We start from the raw sequence: 18,341 nt of genomic DNA, 5'->3' as shown, positions 1-18,341 counted from the left end.
CGCTCAAGCCGCCTTGCTGGACACGAAAAATCACTGCGGCCTGATCGGCCAATCTAGATGAAAAGTGCTCTAGGCGGTGGGGCGGTAGCTTTGCTTGGCGATGTCGCGGGCGACGACGGCGCGAAACTCGTCGAGCGAATCGATCACGCCCAAGCCGAGTAGTTGGTAGCCGATGTTGCCCACAGTGGTTCCTTCGAGCTTGTAGCTGGTCACGGGGATGTTGGCAAAATCCGCAATGCGCTGGCACAGAAGCCGGTTTTTCGAACCGCCGCCGACGATAATGATGTTGTCGAAAGACTCACCCGTCATCGCTTCAAATTTGCTGACCGTATCGGCTACACTGGCGCCGAGGGAGTCACAGATCAAACTCACATAGCCGGGCAAATCCGCAGGCGGTTTGCCGCCTTGCTTGGCGAGATTGGCGTCGATTGCCTCCTTCATGTTTTCTGGATTGAAGAGCGAGCGGTCACTGGTGTCGATCAGCACTTCGGCCCGGCCAATGTCGTCTGCGCGCTCGATGAGCGCCGACCACTCTGCGTCGTTGGTCGGGCGGCCATCAAAGAATGGCATCACTTTTTCCAATAGCCAGAGGCCGAGGAGGATTTTATTGGGACGATAACCTCCCTGGCCATCGCGCTCGTTCGATACGCCGAGCTTGTAGGCGATGTCGCCGGATGCGGCGTTGGCGGTGAGGCCGCCGACCAGCAGCCAAGTGCCGGCCGAGATAAACAAATCCTTCCCAATGCGGGGAATCGCCTCAAACGCGCAAGAGGTGTCATGCCCTGGCGCCAGGATAACCTCGACGTCTTCCAAGCCCGGCAATTCGCGGACTCGGCCGAGCTTTTGACCTGCCTTGGCCGGTCCTTCAAACCACTTGGCGGGTATGCCAAAGTAGTCCAGCGTCTCCTGGGAAAAGCCGTCGGTTTGGATGTCGAGTAACTGCCCGGTGCTGGCGATGGAGACTTCGTTGACCATCTGGCCCGAAAGCAGGTAATTGAAGTAATCCGGAAGCAGCAGGCAGCGGTCGACGGCCTCGCGCAGGTGGGGAAAGGCGGTCAGCGACTCGTGGAGCTGAATCACCGTGTTGTAATTGACGGGGGGGAGGCCGGTCCAGTCGTAGAGTTTTTTATCGTCGCCGCTGGCGAGGATGCGGTCGCGGATTGGCTCGGTGCGCTCATCGCGGTAGGCGTGTACTGGGGCGACGAGGCGGCCATCTTTGTCAAGCAGTGCGAAGTCCACGCCCCAGGTGTCGACGCCGCAGGAAACCAGTTCGGGAAAGAGTTTCTTAGCCTCGATGAGGCCCTTTTGAATGTGGCTGAAGAAGCCGCCCAAGTCCCAGTAATCGTGCTGGTTCAGCCGATGAAACGCGTTCGGGAAACGATGGATCTCGGTGAGCTCAAGTGAGTCCTGGGTGTAGGCGCCAACAATGACGCGTCCGCTGGTGGCGCCGAGATCGACGGCGGCGCAATGGGTTTTCTTCATCGCAGTGGGGGGGAGGTTCGGGATTCGCTATTTTGCGACAATGAGCTCAGCGCCGCTTTGTTCGATGGCTTTGGAGATGTCGGCTCCGGGCTGGGCGTCGGTCGCCAGGGTGAGATTGGGTTTGAAAGGGGTGCTCAGGTGGAGGGCGCGGCGGTCGTGCTTGCTGCTGTCCATCACGTAGTAGGTCTGGTCGGAGGACTCCATCATCCGCTGTTGGAAGGAGACGATGAACGAGTTTGTGTTCCAGAGCCCCTGCGCCGTGAGGCCTGCGCCGCCGCAAATGGCGATGTCGGCATGCACCTGGCTGAGCGCCTGCTCGCAGGTTGGGCCGTAAAGAATGCCCAACCGCGCGTAAACCGTGCCGCCGGTGACAATCGTCTCGCAGGAACCGACCTCACTGAATAGCGCCGCGACGGGCAGGCTGTTCGTGATGACCACTAAGCGCTTCTCTGTCAGGAGCTTGGCGACGGCATAGCTCGTGGTGCCGCCATCGATGATAACCGTCATCCCGGACTCAATCCGCGCCGCGACAGAATGCGCGATGCGGTGCTTTTCTTCGGATTGTCGGTCGTCCTGAGTGATGAAATCGTAGTCGCTGCTGGCCAATTCGCTGTCCACGAGGCTGGCGCCGCCGTGGTGACGCCGGATCACGCCGTTGGTTTCCAGCTCGTTCAGCGCGCGCCGCACCGTAGACAACGAAATGTCGAACTTCGTCCCGAGCGTATGCAGGTCGGCATACTTGTGCTCACGGATGAATTTTTCAATTTCGTCGAGGCGTTGTTTATTCGTCATGGGCGCGCGCTAATCTAGTTAAAACCGCAGATTAAAAACCCCACTGCGCGAAATCAACCAAAAGCTTTCACGTTCTTCCAATGAGCGCTTGCACTCAGCATTTGAGCCCCGATTGACTGAACTGCCTAACCTTCGAAATTGTCGCAGAAGCCCTTTATGATCTCATCGCCGCGTTGCGCGCGAACCAGGAAACGGCCGGATTCCACCTCGTTGTCCGGCGCGTGTTGGTCGATGACGGTGAGCTTGTCGAAACCGTTGAACAAATCGATGATCCGCTTGAGCGGCACGAAGTTATGGAACGTGACGGTGAGGCCGCCCTCGTCGTGCTTGAGTAAAAGCTCGCAGCGACCAGGCTTTACGGTGACTTCTGCGGGGGTCACGCCTTCGACTTCAAAAACCAGGTTTTCCGGGGTGCTCATAGGATTTTAGTGGCAGAATTGTTCGCCAAATGCGCCATCGCTGGCGATCATACGGTAGGAGATTAATCCTGCCGCGGCAAGCGCGAACACACACTGCACCCAGCGCAAAACGGAGGGTGAAAGCTTTCCCTGGTAGCGGAAGTATCCGCCCTGCGCGAGCGCGAGGAGGGGAATGGTCCCGAGTGCGAACCCAAGCCCGATTTCGGCCCCCCGAATTGGCGAGCCGGAAAACAACGCGACAGTGAAGATCAGGTAGAGCGGGCCGCAGGGCAGGAGGGGGGTGAGTGCGCCGAGTCCGGCGCCGAGCAGCCAGCGTGGCAGTCGGCGCACCTTGCGGCTGGCTTTTTGAAATAAGCCCCCCCAGGCCTTGGGTTTGGGAAAATACCGGTCTAGTCGAAACGCTACCGCGAGCAGCATGGCGACCATTAACCAGGGCAATATGCGCGCTGGCGCTGCGCCGAAAGCGTCCAGGGCGGAGCTGCCGAGTAGGCCGGCGAGCAGGCAAATGGTCATGTAAGCCAGCGCACGGCACAGGTGGTAGCTGGCGGTTGCCCAGGCCAACGAGCTTTCCGACTGCCCGAGCGGAAGCGTTGCGCAGCCGATCGGCCCGCACATGCCAACGCAGTGTGGGCTGGTCACCAAGCCGGCGATGAAGGCGGCTGATGCGCTATCGATAAGGGCAGCGGAAAGCATTTCCCACTACCATCGGCACATCTTGGCGTCAGGCAATGGGAAATGCTCCAAATAGCGCGTTCAGTCACCCACCGCTGAAGGCGCTATGCCACGTATCTCACTTTGGTGAAAGCAGGTTTGGCAGGAGGTTCGTCGACGGATTTGGGTTTGATCTTTTCGCGCTGAGTGCGCTTATGAGGCATCAGCACCCGGTTTAGTCGTTTTTGCAGGCGCAGGCTGATGCATATCCCCGCAATCGTCTTATCGCTATAGTAGCCCAGGGTGTGGGCGCAGACCGCCAACTCCTGGCACAGCTCAGCATAGAGGCGGACAAACTGAGTCGGCTCCAGGCGACGGACCCGCCAAAAAGAACGCGTAATGACTTCGGTGATCAGGTGGCAATACGTCCGGATGAAGTCTTCGTTCTCCGCATTGACGATGAGGCGCATCTCGGCGTCGAGGAGATTGGTGTACGTTTGGCTGGCGTCGTTGGTGTGGTCTTCCATAGCGTGTTGGTATTGTTGCACTATGATACGAATCCACGAAAAAATTACTATCCGGTCTGTAGTGTATTTTGCTTAGGCGTATGACCGACACCCCCTATTTTTGAGTGCCAGATGAATCCATGACTTTCCGAATTGGCCAAACCTCAGCGCACGGCGGTTCATACGGCCTGCCTGCGGTGGGAAGATTACTCGGTTGGGCATTTCCGGCAGTAGCCGAAGATGATGACTTCTTCTCCTTCGGGGACGAAGTTACTGGGAATCTTCGAGGAATATTCCGGTAGAATGTCCGGTGTTTCCTCCGGCAGCACGAATACATTATTACACTTCCGGCAGATGAAGTGCGGGCAGTGGTTGCCGGTGGGCAGTTCGTAGCGTGCGGGCTGGCCCGGCAGGTAAACGCGGACTAGCGTGTGGTCGTCGAGCATTTCGCGCACATTGCGGAAAACGGTGCGCTCCCCGAGTCGCGGATAGTGTTCGCGTGCGCGCTCCAGCAGCTCCTCAAAGCTCAGGGGACGTTCTGCGGAGGAGATCGCCTGATAGATTGCTTCACGTTGTCGGGTGCGTCGGAATGTGGGCGCGTCGCTCATGTCGGAATCGAATAATAACCCATGTGCCTGGTCAATGCTCCAGCGTGACGCGGTAAACGGATTTCCGCGCCGTGACAAAGAGCGTGACCGGGTCTTCGCCGATTACGGTTACATTGGCCGGACGTTCGGGCAGGATAATGCTCGTGATCAGTTCACCATCGGGGGAGTAGACATCCACGCCATCGTGCGTCAAATAGACATTGCCCGCCGCGTCCAAGGCCATGCCGTCGGAAGGCTGATCGGCAAAGAGCGTCTTATCGTGGAGCGTTCCGTCCGCTGTGATGGCGTATTTCCAGGTTTTCCCGTCGCCGTGGTCGGCAATGTAGAGCGTTTTCCCATCGGGAGTTCCCACAATGCCGTTGGGGCGGACTAAATCGTTGGCGACACGGGTCAGGGTCTGGTGGTCCGGACTCAGATAATAGACGTGCTCGCCGTCCTGCTCCAAGCCAGCCTTGCTGCCGTATTTAGGATCGGTAAAGTAGACGCCGCCCTGAGGGTCGATCCACAGGTCGTTGGTGCTGTTGAGCTTGCCGCCTTCGTAGCTGTCCGCGAGCACGGTCAGCTCGCCATCGGGTGACCGCATCGCGAGTCGTCGCGACTTGTCCTGGCAGAGGAAGAGGGTTCCATCGGGCGCAAACAACAGGCCATTCGAGCCACCGGAGTCCTCCAGGAAAACCGATGTCTCGCTGGTTTTGGGGTCCCACCGATGCACTTTGCGGTCGGGAATGTCGGAGAAGTAAACGGCTCCGTCGACTGGGCTTTGAGTCGGCCCTTCAACGAACCGGAATCCCGTTGCCAGGCGTTCAATCTGAGGCTCCGCACAAGCAAGGGAGGCGCAGGCTAAGGCAATGATGGCGAATAGGGGGCGGGGGAGCATGGCGGGAAATTGAGGCATCTGCCGCTGCAAGGCGAATCTATTTGGGCTTGTTCGACTTAACTGGATTTTCGTCAAACCTCACCGTTTGGATAAGCTCAACAAAGTCATCGGGCTTCCAGATGAAGTATTCATAAATCGGCCGTGAATTACGCAGTTGCAGCGAGAAAAGGCGCTGCATGAACATCGGCATGGTGTGGCATTTGCCCGATAACAACCGTTCGCGTGACGCGAAATACGCCACTGGCTGGGGGACGGCGCCGGAGAATAACCGCCGCTCCGCCTCGTTGATGATTGCATCCAGGTCGGGCCGGTCCTCATAGCCATAGGACGCGGTGACGCGCACAAAACCGTGTGGCAGGGGAATGGTTTCGGTAATCAGCCCGCCCTGTACATGGGGCACGGATTCCGGGGCCATGGTCAGGATCAGGTTTCGTTCGCGCAGGCTGTTAAACAAGCGCAGTTGATTGGCGAGGATGATGGGCATCATCAGGTTATTGCCCGAGAGGTAAACTGCCGTTCCCGGAATGCGTTGATAGTCATCGGGGTTGAGCTTTTCCAGAAACGTGGTCAAGGGCTCGCGGCGTTCATTATGATAATGATGCAGCGCCTGGCGCCCTCTGCGGTAGGTGATCATCATCAGGAAAACGCCTCCGGCGATGGCCAGCGGATAATAACCGCCAGACAGGAGCTTGAGTAGGTTTGCGCCAAAGAAGGCAAAGTCCACGGTGAAGAAGACAGCCAGCAAAACCAGACTCAGCGCCATGCCTTTTTCCTGTCGCTTGGTGCGCACGAAGAAATATGCAATGCTGGTTACGATCATGGCGCCGGTGTCAGCCAGGCCGTAGGCGGCGGCCAGATTTTCGGCCGAGCGAAAGAGCAATACCGTGAAGATGCAGGCCAGGCCAAGGCACTGGTTCACCAGCGGGATGAAGATCTGCGACTCGTGTTCCTCATTGGTATGGATGATTTGCAGGGGAGGCAGCAGCCGTAGCTGGATCGCTTGCCGGACGAGGGCGAAGGATCCCGAGATAAGCGCTTGAGAGGCCACCACCGTCGCAATGGTCGCGAGGATGGTCAGCGCCAGTGTTGGCCAGCCATCGGGCACGAGCGCGTAAAAGACATTTTCCGGCGCCTCGCCCGCGTAGAGCACGAGCGCCGCTTGCCCGAAGTAATTCAGGAGCAACCCGGGCAACGCCACGAAATACCAGGCCAGCGTGATCGGCTTGCGCCCAAAGTGGCCCATGTCTGCAAAAAGCGCCTCAGCCCCCGTCACGCATAAAACCACGGCCCCGATCACCCAGATCGCCGTTTGCCAATGAACCACCAGAAAGTGAACGGCGTGGTAGGGGTTGACCGCGACGAGCACGCCCAGCCCGTGCTGCATCAGTTGCCACGCGCCCAATGCGCCCAGCACCGTAAACCAAATGAGCATGACCGGACCGAACAGCACGCCAATCTTTCCTGTGCCAAAACGTTGCGCCGTGAACAAACCGACTAGCACGATCATCGAAAGCGGCACAATGTAAGGCTCCAGCTTTGGTTGAACGAATTCCAGACCTTCGACCGCGCTGAGCACTGAGATTGCCGGCGTGATGACGCCGTCTCCCAGCAGCAGAGCAGCGCCAAACATCATGATCAACAGGACGGCTGGCGTGCCGCGTTTCGATGAGAAATAGGGGCGCAGTTGAGCCATCAGCGAAAACACGCCGCCTTCCCCGTGGTAGTCCGCCCGCATGACGAAGCCGAGGTATTTCACCGTCACCACCAGCATCAGCGACCAAAAGAACAGCGAGGTAATGCCCAGCACCGAGGTTTCGACATCCGCTTTGTCCAGGTAATTGCAGGCCGTGGTGAATGCATACAACGGGCTGGTGCCAATGTCGCCAAACACCACGCCCAGCGCGCCCACCATCAAGGCCGCAGTTTTGGCCTTGGGCGTGATTGCAGATCCCTCCCCCTGAGCGCTCTCGGTCACGGTTGGGCATCATGTGGGGAACTCGCCGCTGCATCGAGATATTTATTCACCTCCATCTTAGAACGGTGATCGCTAACTTAATGTCAGATAAATAAAAACTAAATAGTATCTTAATATGATAATTTAAATTGTAGATGGCTTGACTGATTCTACTCTGCGCACGATAATCTCAAGTATACCCTGGCCCTTCACAATGAGTCCTCAAGGCAAGCTTATGAAGCAGACTGACATTAATCGGCATACTCGATTTCCCGCTTACGGCGTCGCACTTTCATCGGTTGTCTTAGCTGTTTCGCCAGCGTCCGCCGCCATCGTCAACCTGACTTTTGCCGTTGAAACTGTGCCTTTTGCCCCAGGATATGGGTATGGCCAATATCTCTACGACGGCTCGAATTCCGTTGGTCACTTCCCCGCTTTCAATAATAACTCGGGCAAAACAATCGGGACTACTTTCGGCATGAGCGGCTGGTATAGCGGCCCCGTGCCCTATGGTGGGGCGATCACTTTTCTCAACGCCGTACAAAGAATCGCCGCCTGGATCCCTGCAACGGCAAGTTATACCGCGACATTCGGATTCCTCACACTCGGGTTACAAACTGGCTGGGTGCGTATCAGTTTCAAAAACAGGGGCACGACAACTTTCCTCGCCGCTGCGTATAATGATGAGCGATACGGCTCGATCAATGCCGGTCAAACCGCCCCACTTGGCGCGGTGATTCCTGAGTCATCCACGACCATTGCCTTGGCCGGATTGGCTTCGTTGGCCATGGGCGTTGGCGTCCGCAAATGGCGAAAGCGCCGATCAACGAAAACGGCTTAGTCGGTCATTTGCCAATGGGCAATTCGATCAGTCCAGCGGGACGTTGGCTTAAGGGGCGAGGCGCTCGATTTGCCAGGCGTCGCCTTGTCGGGTGTAGGCCAGCCGGTCGTGTAGTCGACTCGGGCGACCTTGCCAAAACTCGATGAACTCCGGCTTTACGCGATAGCCGCCCCAGAAGTCAGGCAGGGGGATTTCTCCGTCGCCGAACTTACGCTTCATTTCCATGAGTTTCATTTCCAGGATGCTGCGCGAGCTGATTACGCTGCTTTGATGCGACACCCAGGCGCCCAGTTGACTGCCGCGTGGTCGGCTCAGGAAATATTTCAGCGAGTCGGTGGTGGAAATTTTTTCGGCCAGGCCGCGGACCTTGACTTGGCGCTCCAGCCCCAACCATGGAAACTGCAACGCCACGTGCGGATTATTTGCGATCTGGCCAGCCTTGGCGCTGTGGTAATTCGTGAAAAACACAAAGCCGCGCTCGTCGTATGCCTTGAGCAGGACGGTGCGTGAGTCCGGCGCTCCATTCGCGTCGGCGGTGGACAGGGTCATCGCATTGGGCTCCACGAGCTGGGCGGCCAAGGCTTGTTCAAACCAGAGACGGAATTGCGCAAAAGGGTCCGCGAGGGCGTTTTCCTCGGAAAGCCCGGCTTGAGTGTATTCGCGACGCATGTCTGCGGGGTCTGCCATGCGGTTAAGTTGAACCACTGCTTGGGGTAATGCAAGGCTGCCCGCTTGGCGGAATACGACTACATGTGCGAGGGGATGCGAATGCGGAACTCTGCGCCTTCGTTGGGCTTGCCGATTGCGCGGATCGACCAGTCGTGCTTTTCCGCGATGGAGCGGCACGTCGCCAGCCCAATGCCCATGCCGCTGTTGGCGCTGCCTTGGTTGCGCACGTAGGGGTCGAAGAGTTGCTTGGCGAGATTGGGCTCGAAGCCCTGCCCATTATCGCGGACGAAGAGTTCGAGGGTGGAATCATCGAGGCGCTCGCAGCCGACCATAATCGTCAACTTGCGTGCCGGGTGGCGGAACTTGACGGCGTTCTGCAGCAAGTTTTGGAGCAATTGGCGGAGGAGTTGCCGGTCTGCTTTAATGACCGGCAGGACGGTTTGCAGGATTAATTCGCCGCCACATTCTTCGAGGAGCGAGGCCAAATCCTGTTGAAGATAAGTCATGTGGGTCGCTAGGTCGATGCTCTCCACCTCCAGCTGTGAACGGTGGACCTTGGAGTGCTCATAAAGGCTGTCTACGAACTCCACCAGACGCGTGCTGGACTGCTTAAGCTGGTCCATGAGGCGTCGGCTGAATTCCAGGTTGTCCGCCTCGATTTCCTCGGGCAGCAGGTCCAGGCCTTGTACGACGGTGGCCAGCGGCGAGCGAATGTCGTGCACGAGCACATCGACAAAGGCCTCGATGGCGTGAAGCGTGTTTTCGTGCTGCCGCGCGAGGTGGCGTTCACGACTCAGGGTGGTGTTGATCGACTCCAGTTGGGTATTGAGCTTGAGGAAGCGATTGGTGTCGTGCTGAGAGCCATGGACGAGGAACAGGGTTCGCCCGGCGTAGGTCACGCGGCTTATCAGGCCGTGTAGCGCCTGGTTTTCGTAAACAGACTCCAGACGGATCGGGATGGGGCTGGAAATGGCGGCTGCGCTCATGAGGCTCCGACGGACGGAGTCGGTGTTGGCGAGGATGCTTTCCAGGTCTCCCATGACTGGCAGGGCGCCGCCCAGGCTCTCGGCAAAGGCTACATTGGCAAAGTGCAGGACTAATTGCTCATCGACCAGAGCGATGGGGCAACTGATTTGTTCGAGTAGCGAAAATTGCTCCTGAAATATTTTAGCGCTCATACTTTACCGCGGTGGAAGTGGACGCTGCCTTGGGTGGCGACATCGGGGTTTAAGGCGACGATGACCCGGCAACGGTGGTCGCCGCGGGCGATGGATTCCGTGATTTCAACGCTGGAATAGCCAAAGTGCGACGAAGCGACTTGGCCGAACACGGAAGACGTCAGGTGGCAGAGGGAAGGGCGCCCGACCGCCAGCTCGCCAAAGGGGCAGCGGGAGTTGACCAGTACGATTTTGTCCTCGTCGATGCTTTCCACGCTGAAGCCGCCGTTGATCTTGGCCTTGAGGTCGATCAGGACATTGGCGAGGTCTTCCATGCTCCAGTGTCCGATGTCTTCGGCGGTGGTGTAGTCCTCGTTGATCTTCTGCCCCAGCCGCAACCCCACCATTTTGACAAAGCCCTCGGCTTCTTCCATGCCGACGACGTCCTGCAGGGTGGTGGCAATTTCGGTGACCAGCTCACGCAGGAACTGATCGCGGTCACGTTGGTTATTATGCAGTGTCGGCATGGTCCGGTTCAGGTGACACTCATTATACGGCTTGGGTGTCGATTTACCTAGAGTCCTGACCGGCTTTTACATATTTTTACACGCGTTTGAAGCCACCTGCCCAGTGGATAGCGTGCGATGTCTCTATTGAATCAACTACCGTAATATACCGACTCCACTGAGCGTGCTTATGGCGCCGAAAATACCATATTATATTCAGGGCAAGGAATTACTTTAGCCACTGTCGGAGAATGTGTCCGCCGACGCGACCAGAGTTTTCCAGCGCGGCGACCATGCCCGGGTAATTGGGCTCGGCGTCGCCGATCAGGTTTTTAACGGCGCATTTGCCCGGAGGCGGCATCGTGAAATTACTGGCTGCGCGCATGACCAACAACTGGTTCTGACGGGCGCGGCCCATGCGCTCCAGTTGCCCCATGGCGTGTAGCGTGCCCGTGTCTTCCATGGCTGATGTCACAAAGCGGGCCTGGCCATCCGTCCAATAATGCATCCACTGCTGCGCCCATTCATTGTGGTGTTCGCCGTGCCAAAAACGTGCGGCCGAGAGCGTGCCGCCGATGGCGGTGGTAGGCGCTTCAATGGCTTGGGGGAACGATTGAAAGTCTTGCAGGCTTTCGACCAGTTCCGGCGGGTTGGCCAGCTCCAGACCAGCAGTTTCATGAACCGCCCAGGCAAGGAGCTCGGGGTTAATTTGAAAGCGTTGATAAGGACGACCAAAAAGCCCGCTTTCCAGCGTGCTCGGTCCGTAAGGTTCCTTGGCGCCAAGGGGAAAGATGCCAATGGGCCAGTCTTTGGGCGCGCTGCGGAGGTCGACCTCGTGGCATAAGTCGCCGTCCACGACCCAATCTGCCCAATAAACGCTGCCCAGTGCGCCCTCATGTGGATTGACGCCAGCAATGCCGCTGATCAACCAGTGCGTTTGGGTGAAATCAAACTCGCTGCAAAGCCCGAGCGATAACAGGGAGACGGCTGTATTGGCGGTGCCGACGCCCGCCACCAGCGCGAGCAGCGAGCGGTCTTCATTGGCAAAGACATGGTCTAACCCGCTGCCGGGCAGCTCGATTGGCTTCAGGCCAAATGGTTGGATGTAGGGAGAGAGTTCGCCGGCTTGCCCGTTGCCCGGCTCAAACATCGTTATGAGTACTGCCTTTACTGGATGTGGCATGCCCACGAGCATCATGTTATTTCGCGCAAACGCACGCCGAAAAATGAACCTCTTGGCCGCGTCGCCTTTTTTCAACAAGCAAAACGATCGAAGCAACAGCATGTTGTGCGTTGCTGCCTTGACTTGGGGGGCGGGGTGGATGGCATATGGGCAATGGTTGCTTTTGCGCTGCGCAAGTCACTGCTGTTGCTGGCGCTGTTTTTGACGGCGAGTGCGCTGCTGTTTACAGCGTCGCGCCTGACGTTGGGCGACGGGGTGTTGTTGGCGCAAAAAGCGCCAGACCCGGAGCGCGCGGCGCAGATCGAGGCCGAGCTGGGGCTGGATCTGCCCTGGCCAGCGCAATACGTGAACTACCTGGGCAATTTTTTGCAGGGCGAATGGGGCGCGAGCATTCTCAACCAACGCTCGGTCGCCGACGAAGTGAAGAACCGCCTGCCCGCGACCCTGGAGTTGAGTCTGACCGCGCTGGCGCTCGGCGTCGTGATCGGGGTGGGGACCACCCTGCTGGCAGAGCTGGCGCCCTGGCAATGGGCGCGTCGCTTGCCGGAGGCGCTTGGCGCGTTGGGGCTGACCGTACCGATTTTCTGGCTCGGCCTGTTGTTCATCATCGTTGGGGCTGCGTGGTTGAATTGGTTCCCGGTTTCAGGGCGTTTTGACTATATTCTGGAGAGGCCCGAAGGGACTGGATTTCTGGTGATCGATTCCTTAGCCGCAGGCGATTGGGAGGCGCTTGGCTCGACGCTGCATCATTTGGCGTTGCCCGCGCTTTGCTTGTCGTTTTTCCCGGCGGCGATGGTGAGTGGCCTGTTGCGCGCGCGTATTCAGGAGCCGCGTTGGCAGCGCTTGCTCGTGGCGCTGCGGGCCAAAGGGCTTTCGCCAACGGCGATCTGGTTACGACATGGACTGCGCTTACTGGGCGCACCGCTGATCATCGTGCTGGGAACGAGTTTTGGGCTGCTGCTGGGCGGCTCGGTGTTGACGGAGACCGTGTTTGCCTGGCCTGGAATGGGGCGTTACCTAGTCGGCGCAGTGTTGGACCGCGATGTGTTCATCATTCAATATGCGTTGCTCTTGGTGATGTTTTTGATCTTCGCCGTGGTGTGGTTAACGGAGTTACTGGCAGTCGCGCTGAATCCGCGCCTGGCGCAACCGGGGGAGGGCGACGATGCGCATTAACTGGCTGCTTGCAGGCGTCGTTGCGATCGTGGCGGTGGGGCTCTGTTGGACTCCCTATGATCCGCTGGCGCAAGACTTCCGTGAACTGCGGCTGGGCGGATTTAGTCTGGCGCATTGGCTGGGAGTAGATGGTTTGGGGCGCGATGTGCTCAGCCGCTTGTGGCGTGGCTTGGCGAACACCGCGACCTTAAGTCTGGCGGCCCTGGCTTTGAATTTCTTGATCGCGGGCCTGATGCTCACTTTGGAAGAAAAGACCGGCAACATTGGCCGCGTTGCGGTGCCGCTGATTGCTTCGGTTTGGTTGGGACTGCCGGTGATTTTCCTGAGCTTGATCTTGCTCGTGTTTCTGCCGCCGGGGGGGGCGACGTTGGTCCTAGCCGTCGCTCTGGGCAATGCGCCGATCAGCTATCGTCAATTACGGATCAACTGGCGCGAGCAGCTGCGGGCAGCTTATGTTCAGGCCAGTGAATCCTTGGGCTCCGTAGGGTGGGGGTTGTTTCGGCGCACCCTTTGGCCCAACCTAGCCCCCGATGTCGCGGCCTTGGCCCGGTTGGTCTTTGCGCTTTGTGCCCTCGAACTGAGTGGTTTGGCGTTTCTGGGGCTGATTGGCGACCCGGATTTCCCGGAGCTTGGAGCGATGCTGCGGCAGAACCAAGCCTACCTGACCAATGCGCCGTGGCTCGTGTTGTTACCAGGTATTTTGTTGAGCGCTCTGTTGCTGGCGGTTCACCTGAGTAGAGGAAAGACATTAGCCAGCTAAAATTGCACTTAAAAAATCTGGGCGTTATGTGCTTGCGCTTGTGGGGTTAAAATCCTATGCTTGTCTCTACTATGAAACTGCTAGTGAGTTCCCTGCTAAGTCTCACGTCGCTTTCTGCTAGTGCGGCGTTTATTACCTACAATAACGGCATTACCAACGTGGAAGATTCGAGTGGCCCCTCTTGGGTCGGGCCGACTGCCATGTTTAATGACATCATTGCCGATTACGATGGTTCACTATCTGGCCCCAGTGGAGGTAGCGGCGCTACGCAAGAAGGCATGGATCTCTTTTCGCCCGGTGGCGGCGGTTTGGACATTACTTTGCTGAGCTGGCGCTTTACTACGTTGGAGCTCTATTTTGGCGCTGGCTCAGTGACTCAATCTCCAGGTGCAGCGACTCCCGGATTTGAAGATTATCGTTATGATGATGCGGGCTTCACGGCCCCGACGAATCTAACTTTCTATTACGATGATGTTGAATGGGCGAGTGGCTACCTGACGCGTTTCGTTGTGGAAGTGGACAACAATGCTGATCCTGCGGCAATTGGCGCGGGTGAGGCGGTATTGACTTCAAATACCCTTGCGGGGCAGGACTTTATGGATGAAATTAGCGATTTAACCGCTGGTGCGAACATCCTGACTTTTGTCGCTGACAGCTTTACGCCGATTTCGCCAACCGACCCAGGCACTTTTGGCAGCGCAGGCAGCATTACCATTGTGCCCGAGCCCGGAGTAACTGCGGCTGGCATTGGGGCCATGATTTTAAGCGCGGTGCTAATCCGTCGCCGGAAGCGCGCTTAAGGACACAGTTTCCTTCTACACCCAAGTGAAGCGGCGGTCTATGGTATAGGCCGTCGCTTTTTGGTGGCTAGCCGAACATGTCGCCTTTCCAGCCCCACATAGATCGCTGGACGTCATTAAATTTCACGTAGACGCGTTCGGGTGGGATGTCCGCTACGGATTTGACCAGCTCGCAAAGCAAGCGGCAGATTTCCTTCGTTTTATTGGCGGGTATGCCGATGGATTTTATTTCGAGGAAGGCGGTGGGGCCGGGCTTGCCGCCGAAGATCATCGGCGTGTTGTCTTTGACGGAAACCATCATGAACTCCTCGCTTTTGCCTAAGCCTTCGGCAACGAGCTTGGAGCTGCCCGCGAGCAGCTTTTCCAGGGATTCAGGGCTGAGGGACTGATTGGTTTGGATGTTTAAGTAGGGCATAATCAAGAACTTAACCGATCTTCTCCAGAAGTCCAGACAACAGGGAACTTTGGGCAGTCTCTGCTAATCTAACCTAAGAAATCGGATAATAGCGCCTTCAGAATGCAATTTTTCACTTGAGCAAACCCACCCGCTGAATTATATTACAGTTAACCAAGGAAACCCCATGTCCGATACCCGTTTGTTTGAGAAATGCCGGGCTTATGTTACTAGCTCGGCGAATGACCATGGTTTTGCCCGTAACCAGCAGGTTGCACTGCCAGCGATCACCCTTTCGCGGCAAGTTGGCGCCCGCGGCACGACCATTGCAAAACTCCTCGTGCAGCATTTGGAGCAGGTGGATGAGCAAACCAATCCGCCTTGGACCTTGTTCGACAAGAACTTGATCCGTCGCGTACTCGATGACCACCAACTGCCGCGTTATTTGGAGAAGTTTATGACGGAGTCGCGCGTCAGCGAGCTACAGTCAACGATTAATGAAATCGTCGGCCTGCATCCCTCCATGTGGGAACTCCACGAAAAAGTCGGCGACACCATTGTCCGTTTGCTGGGGCGTGGGCACGCGATCATCGTGGGTCGGGGCGCCTGCGTGGTGGGCGCTGGCCTGCGCAATGTGCTCAATGTCCGCCTGGTTGGCTCGGTTAAGCATCGCTTGCAGCACTTGGAGAATCTGTTCGGTCTTTGTGAAAAGGAGGCTGCGGATCGTCTGCTCAAGGATGACCGCGACCGGCGCGATTATTTCCGGACGCACTTTGGCCGCGATATTGAGGACCCAGAGCTTTACCACTTGGTCATCAACACCGACATGCTCTCGGAGGAGGAGATCGTGCGAATCATCGCCTCTGCTGCGCTGCGGCGGATGCAGGTTCCGGCTGAGTTGGCGCTGTAATTACTGCAGGAAGCTTTTGTGGAAGACCGTCCAGTCGTCGATGTTGTTGAGCATTGAGGCGGTCATGAAGCTTTTATCATCGGCAATGCCCGCTTCGTCGAGGATCTGGGCGCGGGTCTCGGGCGCGTGCTGGTAGGTGTCGATCATGCGGTTGAGCGCGGCGATCTTGCAGGGGTCCAGATTATTGCTGTAGTTGGCGATGATCCAAGCCTCTAGCTCGATGTAGGTCGGCCGATCCTGTGCAATATAGTTCTCAAACGCTTCTTGCTCTATGCCAAGCGCTTCCAGTGTCATGCGGTCAAATCCGGGACCGATGCTCTGGTAGTCGTCCTGGAGCTTTTCCTGGAGACGGAGTGAAACTTTGAGCCACAGTCGGGGCAGGTGTTTGACGCCAAGGGGACCGCAGACAGTAGAAGGCAATAGGGGAACGAGTTTCATCGCAAAACGCATGATATACGGATGGCGTTGTTTGTCAATGTGACATATGATATTACCTGCTATTCATTGATTGAAAGTTGGCTCCTTCGTCAGCCATGCCAAATTGGCGATTGAACATTTCTTCGGCATTGCGGTCTGACTTCGAATCATCTACGTTTGTAAGAATGGGCGAACCCACCATATTTGATATGCTGTTCAGCAGCGCATGGGGCATCTTCTGGGTGCTCCTGATTTTTAATGGCTCCATTGTGGTCCACGAATACGGCCACTACATCGCTGCGCGTTGGCGCGGGTTGAAGGTTGACCGCTTCTCCTTATTTGGCCTGGGGCCGAAGCTCTTGAGCTGGAAGGGCAAGGACGGCGTGGAGTATTGTATTTGCGCGATCCCTTTTGGCGCCTATGTGGCTTTACCTCAGCTTGCTGAGATGCGCGCGCTCGAAGGCGAAGGCGAGGCCAAAGAAAAACTTCCGCCAATCGGTTATGCGGACAAAATGTATGTGGCTTTCGCAGGGCCGTTTTTCAATCTCTGCCTCGCAGTCGTCATTGCCTGCATCGGTTGGTACACCGGTTATCCTTCCAACTCCAGCGGTGAAACCAATGTCATCGGTTACGTGGGAGAGACTATCAATGTAGATGCTGACAGCGTGGTTGAAGGTCCGGCATGGAAAGCTGGCCTACGCCCAGGTGACGAGATTGTGGGCATTGACGGTTCGCCTATTGCGAATTTCAAAGAAGTCAGAGAACACATTGCACTAGGAACAGGGCGTGACGATGCTGGTGTCCCGACCGCCATTTTTAGCGTCAAGCGCGGTGACGAAGTCTTCGATTTGACCGTGAACCCAGTTTTACGCCTTGAGAACGCCAAGTCCGGTGACCGCATGCGTTTTGTGGGGATTGGCCCGGCGGAGCAACTAAAAGTCGACCGTGTGCTGGAAAATTCTCCCGAGGACTTGGCTGGCGTCCAAAAAGGGGATGAGATATTAGAAGTGGCCGGAAATAAAGTCTATGGTGGGGGCCAATATCTGGACCAAATTTCGGCCCATGTTGGGGAGCCGACTCAATTACTCGTGCAGCGCGGAAATGAGCAAGTCACCCTGACGATGACTCCGCAGGAAATTCCTTATAACCGTCCTGATGCCCACATTAGCCTGACTGAAGGTGGCCAGACTGCATTTTGGGTGATGCCAAAGTATGCTCCCGATGAAGCTGGTGACAAAGCAGTGACGAGTACGCCCTCGAAATTGGCAGTTTATAGCTTGGATCCCGGTGAAGGCTTTTTAAAGAGCGATGGCAACTGGTTCATCTCGTCGGTGAATGGGCAGGGGATGGATTCACTGCAGCAGTTTTTGGATTACACTCAGACGCATCAGGGAGAAGAGTTCACAATTGAGCTGACAAACCTGGATGGGGCCACAATCACTCGCATGCTTCCAGCTTCTGCGGCGATTTCACTCAATCGGCCCGTTAGCACCACGCATGCTGGCTTCCAGACGAAGTCCGACATGATCCTGATTCACCAGAACCCTCTAGTGCAGTTTCAGGAGCACATTGAGCGCACATTCCGGACCTTGGGTAGCCTGCTTAGCCCGAAGTCGGACATCGGCTTACGTCACCTTTCCGGCCCGGTCGGCATCACGACGAACCTTTATCGCATTGCACAGTTTGATTGGCGTATGGCGTTCTGGTTCGGAGTCCTACTGAACATAAATTTGGCGGTGCTGAACCTCTTACCGATTCCTGTCCTCGATGGTGGCCACATGATGTTTGCCACGATCAGCAAGCTGACGGGCAAGCCGCTGCCGATTAACTTCATCGCTAGCGTGCAAGGCGCCTTCATGTTTTTGCTGCTTGGTGTGATGTTCTATGTTCTGTATTTCGACTCGATGCGCGAAGTTGGCTATCACGAGGAGCAGCGGGCTTGGGAACTGGAACTCCAGCGCCGCATCCCACTCGAATTTCGCCCGGACCGTTCAGTGAATTAACCGCTGCGCAAAGGGAAGCTGAAGTTAGATCTAGGGTAGGATAGAGGAGGTTGAGGTCTGCTCAGTGGGAGCGTGGCGCCGCTCAGGGTGATTCCATGAAGCGCATGGCATCAATGCAGGACCTCGCTACGGAGAAAGCATTGGTTGCATGCCCGTGGGCTCCTCGCGTCTTGCGGGACACGGAAAATCACTGCGGCCAGACTGGACTGTTCAAAATGAAATTGCTCTTGAACGCA

At 57.0% G+C, this 18,341-nt stretch carries 20 protein-coding genes; 6 read left to right on the top strand and 14 right to left on the bottom strand.

The annotated features are described in order from the left end of the window. Window positions 1-69 precede the first annotated feature (69 nt). From RBB63_RS05110 to RBB63_RS05075, 8 genes are all read right to left on the bottom strand, one after another. Complete coding sequence (locus RBB63_RS05110; RefSeq protein ID WP_309381751.1) at window positions 70-1,482, bottom strand: rhamnulokinase; 1,413 nt, start codon at window positions 1,480-1,482, stop codon at window positions 70-72. Between the two features lie 27 nt (window positions 1,483-1,509). Then, window positions 1,510-2,274 carry a DeoR/GlpR family DNA-binding transcription regulator gene (locus RBB63_RS05105; protein ID WP_309381749.1) on the bottom strand — a complete coding sequence of 255 codons (765 nt, stop codon included), beginning with the start codon at window positions 2,272-2,274 and terminating at the stop codon, window positions 1,510-1,512. A gap of 125 nt (window positions 2,275-2,399) precedes the next feature. Then, window positions 2,400-2,693 (bottom strand): hypothetical protein, encoded by a 294-nt coding sequence (locus tag RBB63_RS05100; RefSeq protein WP_309381747.1) that lies wholly within the window; start codon window positions 2,691-2,693, stop codon window positions 2,400-2,402. A gap of 6 nt (window positions 2,694-2,699) precedes the next feature. Beyond that, a complete protein-coding gene (locus RBB63_RS05095) occupies window positions 2,700-3,386 on the bottom strand; it encodes a sulfite exporter TauE/SafE family protein (RefSeq protein ID WP_309381745.1) in 687 nt (228 codons plus the stop codon). Window positions 3,387-3,469: 83 nt separating this feature from the next. Beyond that, complete coding sequence (locus RBB63_RS05090) at window positions 3,470-3,871, bottom strand: hypothetical protein (RefSeq protein ID WP_309381743.1); 402 nt, start codon at window positions 3,869-3,871, stop codon at window positions 3,470-3,472. Between the two features lie 185 nt (window positions 3,872-4,056). Further along, a complete protein-coding gene (locus RBB63_RS05085; protein WP_309381741.1) occupies window positions 4,057-4,458 on the bottom strand; it encodes a Fur family transcriptional regulator in 402 nt (133 codons plus the stop codon). A 31-nt stretch (window positions 4,459-4,489) separates the two neighbouring features. Next, window positions 4,490-5,335 carry an SMP-30/gluconolactonase/LRE family protein gene (locus tag RBB63_RS05080; protein WP_309381740.1) on the bottom strand — a complete coding sequence of 282 codons (846 nt, stop codon included), beginning with the start codon at window positions 5,333-5,335 and terminating at the stop codon, window positions 4,490-4,492. Between the two features lie 37 nt (window positions 5,336-5,372). Continuing rightward, on the bottom strand, window positions 5,373-7,310 hold the full coding sequence (locus RBB63_RS05075) for a potassium transporter Kup (RefSeq protein WP_309381738.1): 1,938 nt from the start codon (window positions 7,308-7,310) through the stop codon (window positions 5,373-5,375). Window positions 7,311-7,524: 214 nt separating this feature from the next. Between RBB63_RS05075 and RBB63_RS05070 the strand changes: the two genes are divergently transcribed. Then, window positions 7,525-8,130, top strand: a complete 606-nt coding sequence (locus RBB63_RS05070) for a hypothetical protein (protein WP_309381736.1) — start codon at window positions 7,525-7,527, stop codon at window positions 8,128-8,130. 48 nt (window positions 8,131-8,178) lie between these two features. Here the strand turns inward: RBB63_RS05070 and pdxH are convergent, their stop codons facing one another. From pdxH to RBB63_RS05050, 4 genes are all read right to left on the bottom strand, one after another. Continuing rightward, window positions 8,179-8,817: a pyridoxamine 5'-phosphate oxidase gene (gene pdxH / locus RBB63_RS05065; protein ID WP_309381734.1), complete on the bottom strand. Its 639-nt coding sequence runs from the start codon at window positions 8,815-8,817 to the stop codon at window positions 8,179-8,181. A gap of 59 nt (window positions 8,818-8,876) precedes the next feature. After that, window positions 8,877-9,977, bottom strand: coding sequence for a sensor histidine kinase (locus tag RBB63_RS05060; RefSeq protein WP_309381732.1), 1,101 nt, complete (start codon window positions 9,975-9,977; stop codon window positions 8,877-8,879). Next, window positions 9,974-10,483 carry a methanogen output domain 1-containing protein gene (locus RBB63_RS05055; protein ID WP_309381730.1) on the bottom strand — a complete coding sequence of 170 codons (510 nt, stop codon included), beginning with the start codon at window positions 10,481-10,483 and terminating at the stop codon, window positions 9,974-9,976. Before RBB63_RS05055 ends, RBB63_RS05060 begins: the two co-directional genes overlap by 4 nt. 208 nt (window positions 10,484-10,691) lie before the next feature. Continuing rightward, window positions 10,692-11,645, bottom strand: a complete 954-nt coding sequence (locus RBB63_RS05050) for a purine nucleoside permease (protein WP_309381728.1) — start codon at window positions 11,643-11,645, stop codon at window positions 10,692-10,694. 105 nt (window positions 11,646-11,750) lie between these two features. On the opposite strand from RBB63_RS05050, the gene RBB63_RS05045 reads away from it, so the two are divergent. From RBB63_RS05045 to RBB63_RS05035, 3 genes are all read left to right on the top strand, one after another. Next, a complete protein-coding gene (locus RBB63_RS05045; RefSeq protein ID WP_309381726.1) occupies window positions 11,751-12,821 on the top strand; it encodes an ABC transporter permease in 1,071 nt (356 codons plus the stop codon). Next, window positions 12,811-13,581 (top strand): ABC transporter permease, encoded by a 771-nt coding sequence (locus tag RBB63_RS05040; RefSeq protein WP_309381724.1) that lies wholly within the window; start codon window positions 12,811-12,813, stop codon window positions 13,579-13,581. The genes RBB63_RS05045 and RBB63_RS05040 overlap by 11 nt, the downstream gene beginning before the upstream one ends. A gap of 83 nt (window positions 13,582-13,664) precedes the next feature. Beyond that, the gene (locus tag RBB63_RS05035) at window positions 13,665-14,381 is read left to right on the top strand and encodes a hypothetical protein (RefSeq protein ID WP_309381722.1); all 717 of its coding nucleotides are present in this window, start codon (window positions 13,665-13,667) and stop codon (window positions 14,379-14,381) included. Window positions 14,382-14,448: 67 nt separating this feature from the next. Here the strand turns inward: RBB63_RS05035 and RBB63_RS05030 are convergent, their stop codons facing one another. Then, complete coding sequence (locus tag RBB63_RS05030) at window positions 14,449-14,796, bottom strand: phenylpyruvate tautomerase MIF-related protein (RefSeq protein WP_309381720.1); 348 nt, start codon at window positions 14,794-14,796, stop codon at window positions 14,449-14,451. Between the two features lie 166 nt (window positions 14,797-14,962). On the opposite strand from RBB63_RS05030, the gene RBB63_RS05025 reads away from it, so the two are divergent. Beyond that, complete coding sequence (locus RBB63_RS05025; protein ID WP_309381718.1) at window positions 14,963-15,685, top strand: cytidylate kinase-like family protein; 723 nt, start codon at window positions 14,963-14,965, stop codon at window positions 15,683-15,685. On the opposite strand, the gene RBB63_RS05020 is transcribed toward RBB63_RS05025, so the two are convergent. Then, complete coding sequence (locus RBB63_RS05020; RefSeq protein ID WP_309381716.1) at window positions 15,686-16,123, bottom strand: DUF5069 domain-containing protein; 438 nt, start codon at window positions 16,121-16,123, stop codon at window positions 15,686-15,688. 164 nt (window positions 16,124-16,287) lie between these two features. Between RBB63_RS05020 and RBB63_RS05015 the strand changes: the two genes are divergently transcribed. Further along, window positions 16,288-18,105 carry a site-2 protease family protein gene (locus RBB63_RS05015; protein WP_309381715.1) on the top strand — a complete coding sequence of 606 codons (1,818 nt, stop codon included), beginning with the start codon at window positions 16,288-16,290 and terminating at the stop codon, window positions 18,103-18,105. Window positions 18,106-18,341: the final 236 nt, after the last annotated feature.

Origin of the sequence: Cerasicoccus frondis (assembly GCA_031296915.1) — a bacterium.
Classification (GTDB): domain Bacteria; phylum Verrucomicrobiota; class Verrucomicrobiia; order Opitutales; family Cerasicoccaceae; genus Cerasicoccus; species Cerasicoccus frondis.
This window is presented reverse-complemented; position numbering and strand designations above follow the sequence as displayed.